Genomic DNA, 479 nt, shown 5'->3' with positions numbered 1-479 from the left:
CGAGAATCGAACGGCTCGTGATCCAACCTCCAGAACGATCTCAGAAACAGACCACTGAAGAGGACTAGTCCTCACGCGGTGTTGTTTGTATCCGGGCAAAGAGAGTGACCCGGATGAACCAGGTCTGCTCTAACAATGACCCGCGAAGTAATCGACCGACACAGCGAAGCACTGTTCGAGTTCCTCTGGTGTCCCGTCTGTGGGCACGAGGTGTTCAGCCACATCCCCTTCGAGGGGGTGTTCTGCAAGAACTGCAACACCCAGGTCGAACTCCAGGAATCCCGAGAGACACGCGGCTACGAGGAGGCCGTGCTCGCCTGCTTCGATTCTACCACGACCTGGAACCTCCACGTCGACGAGAAACTGCGCCGCGACCTGCCTGATGGGTCGGCGCGCGTGAAGATCTTCGGCGCACCGGGCGCCTACGAGGTCGACTGGTGGAGTCCGGAGCTGGGTGAGGACTGGGAGCCTGTCGAGCG

Annotated in this window: 1 protein-coding gene; it reads left to right on the top strand. The window is 60.1% G+C overall.

Annotation, left to right across the window (positions count from 1 at the left end; genetic code table 11):
- Positions 1-135: 135 nt before the first annotated feature.
- Positions 136-479: hypothetical protein (locus tag DVK06_RS17475; RefSeq protein WP_121601154.1), on the top strand; the 344-nt coding region annotated here is incomplete at its 3' end.

This window comes from Halorubrum sp. Atlit-28R, assembly GCF_003665955.1.
Lineage (GTDB): Archaea > Halobacteriota > Halobacteria > Halobacteriales > Haloferacaceae > Halorubrum > Halorubrum tropicale.
Note: the sequence above shows the minus strand (reverse complement) of the source record. Positions and strands in the feature narration are given on the sequence as shown.